This window comes from Paenibacillus sp. 2TAB19, assembly GCF_052115185.1.
Taxonomy (GTDB): Bacteria; Bacillota; Bacilli; order Paenibacillales; family Paenibacillaceae; genus Pristimantibacillus.
Window position 1 is genome coordinate 1 of record NZ_JBFRGE010000236.1, and the last position, 401, is coordinate 401.

The following is a 401-nucleotide window of genomic DNA, read 5'->3' on the forward strand; positions in this document are numbered from 1 at the left end:
ACGTAATCCTACCAGCTGGATTAATGAAAAAGAGAGCAGTTGCCGTGTGCAATCTGCTCCATCGTGCTTTGAACTAACAAAGTTCTCCGTTAGCGTAGCTTACGTATATGGTCTTGGAGTTAATTCAGATTTGTCTCTTCTCCACCATTGTGACTCATGACCAAAATATATAATGTACGCCCAATCTTGTGGAAGCTCATGGTATCTTGAATCATATATTTCTGATTCAATATCATCATTCCAGTCAATTCCCCCCCACATATTATTTATTCTGCCTACAGCTTCCTCCTCATTAATACCAAACTCCTCAATCATGAAACTGACTATATCTTTGCAGTAACTCTCTGATTGTTGAGTTGTTTTAAACCGAAAAAGGTCCACCTGATCTCTCCCATCAAAAC

General features: G+C 39.2%; 1 pseudogene. It reads right to left on the reverse strand.

Annotated elements, in window-relative coordinates:
- Positions 1–99 precede the first annotated feature (99 nt).
- Positions 100–401, reverse strand: a pseudogene (locus AB4Z33_RS31230) (hypothetical protein); the annotation flags it as partial.